The sequence below is a fragment of the Halomonas sp. 11-S5 genome (assembly GCF_029889825.1).
Classification (GTDB): Bacteria; Pseudomonadota; Gammaproteobacteria; order Pseudomonadales; family Halomonadaceae; genus Halomonas.
Genome location: NZ_JARANW010000005.1, coordinates 199182 through 205181 on the forward strand (window position 1 = coordinate 199182; position 6000 = coordinate 205181).

A 6000-nucleotide genomic window follows, 5' to 3' on the forward strand; every position below is an offset into this window, starting at 1 on the left:
CGCACGGCTGTCGAGAAAATTTCTCGCTTTTCTCTAAAATTTTTTGCAGAGTGCAGGTGCTATACCTGCATCTGCCAAATTCCCAATTTTCTCCGACAAGTGCCCTTCCTGTCATCCGTGGCAGGAAGGGGAGCGGGGGCGTTAGTCCTCAGTCCTCACCAGCCAGCTCTCGACGGTTTCGGCACCATATTCTTCCTTCCACGCTTTCAGTGTCTTCTGGTTGCCGCCACGGGTCTCGACGGTTTCGCCGGTGTTGGGGTTCTGGTAGATCTTCAGCTTGCGCTTGGCACGACCCGAGCCCTTGGCAGTGCTGGAGTCCTGGCCAGCCTCCAGGGTGGGGTCCAGCAGCTTGATGACATCTGCCGCGGACTTGTCGAATTCGCGCATCAGCGTCTCGAGGTGGTGCTTGAAGTCCAGCTCGGTCTTGAGGCGCTCGTCGTTCTTCAGCTTGTCCAGCTCTTCCTGAAGCTGCTTGAGCTGCTGTTCTTTCTGCAAGTAGGTGCTGAGAATTGACATGGGGTACCTTGCCTTGGTGAGTATTGGCGCCAATTATGGTGGTAAGATTCCAATGATTCAATCAGTGGTCCGGTTTGTTTCAGCCAAGCTCGCTGACAAGAGTAGTCAACTCGACTGTTTCGCTTGCTCCTGTGTGGCCGCGCCAGGAGATGCGCGTCAGTTCCAGTGAAGTGTTATCCGCTTCATGGAGTGGGACGCCGCAGGCCACGGGGGGAGGCGCTGTGAAGTTTCTCGGGGGGATGAGCCTTGCACATGGCTTTAAAACCGCCATGCTAGTCATGAGTTTTCGGTCGGGTCAGCGGTTGTCGCTCGACCGGATCAGGTAACGTAACTACGAAAGGAGCCCCTCATGTCGGATCGCGTGATCCTCACCACCTCCTCGCACCTCGAGGGCTACCGCGTCACCGAGCACATCGATATCGTTTCCGCCGAGTGTGTGTTCGGGATGAACATCCTCAAGGACATGTTCGCCGGCTTCCGGGACTTCTTCGGTGGCCGCAACAAGTCGTCCCAGGACGCCCTGCGTGACGCGCGGGTGGCCTGCCTGGACGAGCTGCGTCGAGAAGCGGGGGAGATGGGCGCCAATGCGGTGATCGGCATCGACCTCGACTACAGCGAGATCTCCGGCGGCGGCAAGTCGATGCTGTTCCTGGTGGCTACCGGCACGGCCGTGAAGGTGGCGAAGGCATGAGCCCCCTCGACGAGCCGCGCATGACACAGGCCACCTGACCGCCTGCGTGCTGATGGGGCGAGACGATCGACGAGCTGCGCATGACCCAGGCCACTTACCGCCACTACCCCAGCTTCACCCGACGCTACGTCCGCTCGGTGATGAAGATGTTGGGCCTGCCGAAGAAACCCAAGGTCGAGGCCGAGATCTTTCGTGAAATGGTGCACGACGAGCAGATGGTGCACTCCATCAACGGCGAGATCCTGATGCTGGAGTGGCATCACGGCCGCGAGGGCAGGGTGGTGGTGCCGGAGCCGTCGCTGTCGGAATGGCTGCAGACGGTGCAGCTCAGCAAGGTTCAGGGCGACGCCTGGTCGTGGCCCTGGGAGTTCAGCACGCTGTCGTTCCCGGCCAGGCAGACCTTCCACGGTCACCAGGTCGATGGTGCCCTGGTCGCCTGGGTGGACTCGACCACGTTGCCCGACCGCTACGAGAGTTTCCTGAGCGCCCACAACAATCCGCACGGCGTGGACATGAAGGGCATCGGCGATCCCTGGCTGATCGTGGCGATCCATAACCCGCTGGATGACAAGCCGAGCCTCAACCCCACCATGCTGCGCGGCGCCTTCAAGCCCAGCCAGATCACCGATTTCATCAACCGCGAGGCCATCGCGTATGCCGGCGGGCGGGCCCAGCCGCTGGCGGACGAGGAGGGCATGATCCTGCGCGAGGTGGTGCGCTACGTGCTCTCCTTGGGCATGTACCTCTCCGCCTATCCCGAGGCGCTGTCGAGCGGCGTGCCGGCGTGGATGAAGAACAAGCATCCCGAGGCGCGACGCGGCGTGCCCTTCGCCCAGGTCGGCGTCGACCGCGAGGACAGGGAGTTGCGGGTTGCCATGACCGCCCCACACACGGTCTCGCCCTACTGGCGGCAGCTGCGCGACGAGCGCTTCTACCGCGGCAAGTGGGCCAGCCACCGCCGCGGCAGCCGCTATGTGCTGGTCAGCGGGTATGAGGTCGGGGCGGGAAAGACGGTGGGAGTGGCGCCAGTCGAACCGTAAGCTTTAGCGAATAATTGAAAATCGATCTATGGAGAATATATGCGGGTCTTTTTATTTGAATACCGTGATAAAACAACAGACGAACTGGTGGAGGTGAGAACACGTGCTGACAATAAAAAGAAAGCTCTAAAGGCTTTCAGCTTGAAGGCGCCGACTGTCGACATTGGCCAGATAGAGACACTCAATGGCGCCCCCTTTGTCAACACTACAGGGAAAGTAGGTCTGCCATCCGGGCAGACTGCGTCACAGAAAGTTCAGTCCATGGCTGAGCAGGCATCTACTGCGCACTCTTCTCATGCCGGCAAGCCGGAAAACTTTGTGCTGGGCGTCCTTGGCATCACTTGTATGGCGATAGGCCTTTATCTGCTACTGATTAGCCCTGGCACAGATACTGCAATCGGTGACGTCGTGAATCTTCAAAAGCTTTCGATCGGCCAGACTTTATCCATCGTTGGGGCGATCTTCATTGCCGTCCAGTGGCGTCCTCGTTGATTCTCACAGTCAATTGATAAATGGGAATGAATAGAAGAAATATATTGGCAGATGACATTAATGACCAGTTTATGGTGTTTATCGACTGCCTGATGTTCATCACCAACGACGATGCTGGCGGGTTCGACTAGTGCATCGGTTTAGCTATCGTATAGTTGTATTCGTTCATAAGACAAGCGTGCCTGTCACGGATAGGAGAGGTGGCTTATTGCGGAGATTGACCCATTCCAGACCATCTCGTAGTGAGCAGTCTGGACGATGGACGTTACGGGTCTGGGAGTCATCAGCCCCCAGCAGACAGCCCCGGGGTGTCGCACAGAGTGATAGCGAAGCCCTGGGGCGTTGGCAGCCTTTGCGGCCTCTCCCAGCTCTCGGGAGGCGTGATAGTCATCAGGGGCATAGATGGGGTCTTCTTTTGGGACCGTCAGGCAATCTATCAACCCGTCTTCATTGAAGTGGCACAGTAGGCCACGGAAGACGAAGCGGTCATAGCTCAGATCCGGCAGGTTCCGCCAATAGGCCTCCTGATGATGCCGAACTTCAGCTAAGGCTGTGTCTATTTTGTCGGCGATATAGAGCACCCCGTACCGACCATGGCTGAACCGAGAGCCCTCCTGAGCCAGATGGGTGAAGGGCGCAGTGGCATAGGAGCAGCCTGGAATCCCAAATGGGATTTCAGTGGTCGGTATAAGCCCAATCTCACCCACTTCGGCCTTCAGCCGAGGGTTCGTTATCGCCTGGATTTGGTAGAGCATCTCGAACTCTTCGGCACTTGAGACGTCATCGAACAATTCGATCGGCGGGTATTTGGAGTTCGCCAGCCGATACCCTTGGCAAGCACTGGGCGGCAGGCGCGGTAGATCCCCACGTCTCACCACTGAGCGCCCCGCAAGCTGTCGATGCGCTGGAATACCTCATAGAGCTCGAGAATCCCGCCGTTAGCAATGATCGACAGGGGTGAGCGGCCATTGAAGTAGGCGTTATGGTTGGCCATTGCCATAAAGCCATAGATGTTCTCGGGGTTGTCAAAAATCACCCGCAGAGCGGCATGGATATTCAGTATCAGGCTGATCCGCGTGAGCTGGTCTTCATCCAAGCTGACCCGCCATTCAGGATCGCGACGTTTGGCCCGGGCATAGGTGCTGCGGGAGACGCGCAGGATCGCTGTGGTCTGCTCGCCAGTGGCCCCCCACTTTTCGAGGATGGCGACGGCGGCCTTTAGGCCGGCTGCGCATTTCGCCTTGTCTTGGGCTTGAGCTTCCAGGACCGCCATGGCTCCCGTCTCCCGATCTGTGTCTGTAGAAACAAGTATAGCGTAGATGTGTCTGCAGCGACATAAAGTCCTGTCGGCAGCGCCGAGGCTGGGGCTCGCCCCGATTGATACGCCACAAGCACAGGGCCTGGCTCATCAAGCCTGGAAAACGAGTCGGGCAAGCTCGACGTGCCCGCCCTGTGGCGCTATATTTGTGTCAAATGGCAGAGACAGGAGGGCAACACCATGACTGTCGCCGACAAACATGAAGAACAAGAGCTCAACATCCTGGAGCGGACGCTGAAGCGATTGACGGGCGGCCGAGCCACCAATACGCACACGGCTTTCGAGATCCACGAAATGATCGAGAAAGGCTTGCCGTCTCAAGATATCATCTACTTCGTCGAGTCGCTCACTACGCACTACAACAAGGAAATGACCCTCAAGGTGATCGGCATCTCCGAGCGAACCCTGTATCGCCGCGTGAAGAACCCAGCGCCGCTCACTGCGGAGCAAAGCAGCCGGACCTGGCGGCTGGCCAAGATCCTCACCAAGGCGGAGGATGTCTTCGGCGATCGCGAGGAAGCCCAGCGTTGGATGAACACGCCGGCCATGGGGCTGGAAGGGCGCAAGCCGATTGACCTGATCACTACCCAAGTGGGCTACGAGCTTGTTGATGATTTCCTGACCCGCATGGACTACGGGGTCTACACCTGATGGTTGACAACGCGCCAGCCGGTGATATCCATTTGTGGCGACTGGAGCGTAAGCGTCACATTGAGACCTGGGACAGCGGTATCGGTGCCGAGTTGGGCGGCGGTCGCTGGAACTCGAAGGGCAAGCCTGCAGTGTACGGATCGATTGACCCGGCTACGGCCATTCTGGAGGTCGCTGCGCACAAGGGGTTCAAGTCCCTGGATACCGTCCCGCATGTGCTCCTGTGCTTGCGCATCCTCGACACATCTCAGGTGCATGTAGTAACGCCAGCGTCGTTGCCGAATCCAAACTGGCTGATCCCGGGGTCGCCGGGACAGGGGCAACAAACGTATGGGGATTCACTTTTGGATCTACACCCCTTCATCATCGTGCCGTCTACCGTGTCACGGCACAGCCAAAATATCGTGATGAGCCCGACTCTAGCCCAAGTGTTGTTTGAAGTCGTTTTAGAAGAGCCTTTTGCCCTCGATACCCGTCTCAATCTCCCGCAGCATGCCTAAGCCCCCGGCAACCGCCGGGAATCGAAAGCATCCGCTGGAGATTCACCCCAGCCCAAGTGTTAAATCGCTTCCACGACACCGAGCTGTGCGCGGTCTACAACGCCGCCACCGACACTCTGGAAGATACCTCGCAACTCCGCTAACTGCCGCTCGATGACTTCATCCTAGACGATCGTGTTTACGTCCCCCTGGGCATCCCAGGCATCGGTCACGATGAGTGGCAGACCCTCACCTTGCAGATCACCGACGACAGAGCGAGGAATGATGTCGCCTTTGAGCCACGGATTCAAAAAGAGCTTCCAGGCTCAGCGGCGCAAAGGGGATACCTGCCTTCGGCCTTCTGAACTCGCTACACTGTTGAGCTGTCTGCATCTACCGTCTTGAGAGGCTGCCGTGGGCTTTCGCTTTCGACGTCGTATCATGCTCGCACCGGGAATCCGGCTGAATCTGAGCAAGCGGGGCCTGGGCCTCTCGGTGGGTCCACGCGGTGCCAGCCTCAGCGTGGGACCGAGCGGCGTGCATGGCCATGCCGGTATTCCCGGTACCGGACTGGCCTATCAGCAGAAGCCCAATGGCCGAAACCGGCGTGCGTCCGGCTTTAGCGGTGGCACCAGCGGTGGCAACACGGGCTCCATTTCCGCGGCTGCCCTGGATGCGCGGCTGTCACAGGGGGAATCACTCCTGAAGGATCCCCACGAATTCTGTGCTATTCGGCGCATAACGCTTGCTCCCTGACTTCCTCACGAAGGTTCTCTCGGAGAATTTTCCAGGAGGGCCAGGGCACGGCGCCGG

At 58.6% G+C, this 6000-nt stretch carries 9 protein-coding genes; 6 read left to right on the forward strand and 3 right to left on the reverse strand.

The genetic code is table 11. From position 1 onward, the window contains the following. Positions 1-141 precede the first annotated feature (141 nt). Positions 142-516, reverse strand: coding sequence for a histone-like nucleoid-structuring protein, MvaT/MvaU family (locus OP497_RS06385; RefSeq protein ID WP_280547290.1), 375 nt, complete (start codon positions 514-516; stop codon positions 142-144). A gap of 349 nt (positions 517-865) precedes the next feature. Between OP497_RS06385 and OP497_RS06390 the strand changes: the two genes are divergently transcribed. The 3 genes from OP497_RS06390 (at position 866) to OP497_RS06400 (ending at position 2739) form a co-directional block, all read left to right on the forward strand. Continuing rightward, entirely contained in the window at positions 866-1207 is a 342-nt protein-coding gene (locus OP497_RS06390; RefSeq protein ID WP_280547291.1) for a YbjQ family protein, read from the forward strand. A gap of 80 nt (positions 1208-1287) precedes the next feature. Next, positions 1288-2247, forward strand: a complete 960-nt coding sequence (locus OP497_RS06395; RefSeq protein ID WP_280547292.1) for a hypothetical protein — start codon at positions 1288-1290, stop codon at positions 2245-2247. Positions 2248-2286: 39 nt separating this feature from the next. Then, positions 2287-2739, forward strand: a complete 453-nt coding sequence (locus tag OP497_RS06400) for a hypothetical protein (protein ID WP_280547293.1) — start codon at positions 2287-2289, stop codon at positions 2737-2739. 185 nt (positions 2740-2924) lie between these two features. Here OP497_RS06400 and OP497_RS06405 read toward each other — a convergent pair whose 3' ends face one another. After that, positions 2925-3494 carry an RES family NAD+ phosphorylase gene (locus OP497_RS06405; RefSeq protein ID WP_280547294.1) on the reverse strand — a complete coding sequence of 190 codons (570 nt, stop codon included), beginning with the start codon at positions 3492-3494 and terminating at the stop codon, positions 2925-2927. A 116-nt stretch (positions 3495-3610) separates the two neighbouring features. Then, positions 3611-4012, reverse strand: coding sequence for an antitoxin Xre-like helix-turn-helix domain-containing protein (locus OP497_RS06410; RefSeq protein WP_280547296.1), 402 nt, complete (start codon positions 4010-4012; stop codon positions 3611-3613). A 225-nt stretch (positions 4013-4237) separates the two neighbouring features. On the opposite strand from OP497_RS06410, the gene OP497_RS06415 reads away from it, so the two are divergent. The 3 genes from OP497_RS06415 to OP497_RS06425 all read left to right on the forward strand — a co-directional run bounded on the left by OP497_RS06415 (position 4238) and on the right by OP497_RS06425 (position 5943). Next, positions 4238-4708 carry an antitoxin Xre/MbcA/ParS toxin-binding domain-containing protein gene (locus OP497_RS06415; RefSeq protein WP_280547298.1) on the forward strand — a complete coding sequence of 157 codons (471 nt, stop codon included), beginning with the start codon at positions 4238-4240 and terminating at the stop codon, positions 4706-4708. Continuing rightward, positions 4708-5208: an RES domain-containing protein gene (locus OP497_RS06420; RefSeq protein ID WP_280547299.1), complete on the forward strand. Its 501-nt coding sequence runs from the start codon at positions 4708-4710 to the stop codon at positions 5206-5208. Before OP497_RS06415 ends, OP497_RS06420 begins: the two co-directional genes overlap by 1 nt. Positions 5209-5601: 393 nt before the next feature. Further along, positions 5602-5943: a DUF4236 domain-containing protein gene (locus tag OP497_RS06425; RefSeq protein ID WP_280547301.1), complete on the forward strand. Its 342-nt coding sequence runs from the start codon at positions 5602-5604 to the stop codon at positions 5941-5943. Positions 5944-6000: the final 57 nt, after the last annotated feature.

Excerpts from the sequence above, each read along its gene's own strand:
- OP497_RS06420 (WP_280547299.1), top strand. The coding sequence starts at position 4,708 with ATGGTTGACAACGCGCCAGCCGGTGATATCCATTTGTGGCGACTGGAG.
- OP497_RS06410 (WP_280547296.1), bottom strand. The coding sequence starts at position 4,012 with ATGGCGGTCCTGGAAGCTCAAGCCCAAGACAAGGCGAAATGCGCAGCC.
- OP497_RS06385 (WP_280547290.1), bottom strand. The coding sequence starts at position 516 with ATGTCAATTCTCAGCACCTACTTGCAGAAAGAACAGCAGCTCAAGCAG.
- OP497_RS06395 (WP_280547292.1), top strand. The coding sequence starts at position 1,288 with ATGACCCAGGCCACTTACCGCCACTACCCCAGCTTCACCCGACGCTAC.
- OP497_RS06390 (WP_280547291.1), top strand. The coding sequence starts at position 866 with ATGTCGGATCGCGTGATCCTCACCACCTCCTCGCACCTCGAGGGCTAC.
- OP497_RS06405 (WP_280547294.1), bottom strand. The coding sequence starts at position 3,494 with ATGCTCTACCAAATCCAGGCGATAACGAACCCTCGGCTGAAGGCCGAA.
- OP497_RS06415 (WP_280547298.1), top strand. The coding sequence starts at position 4,238 with ATGACTGTCGCCGACAAACATGAAGAACAAGAGCTCAACATCCTGGAG.
- OP497_RS06400 (WP_280547293.1), top strand. The coding sequence starts at position 2,287 with ATGCGGGTCTTTTTATTTGAATACCGTGATAAAACAACAGACGAACTG.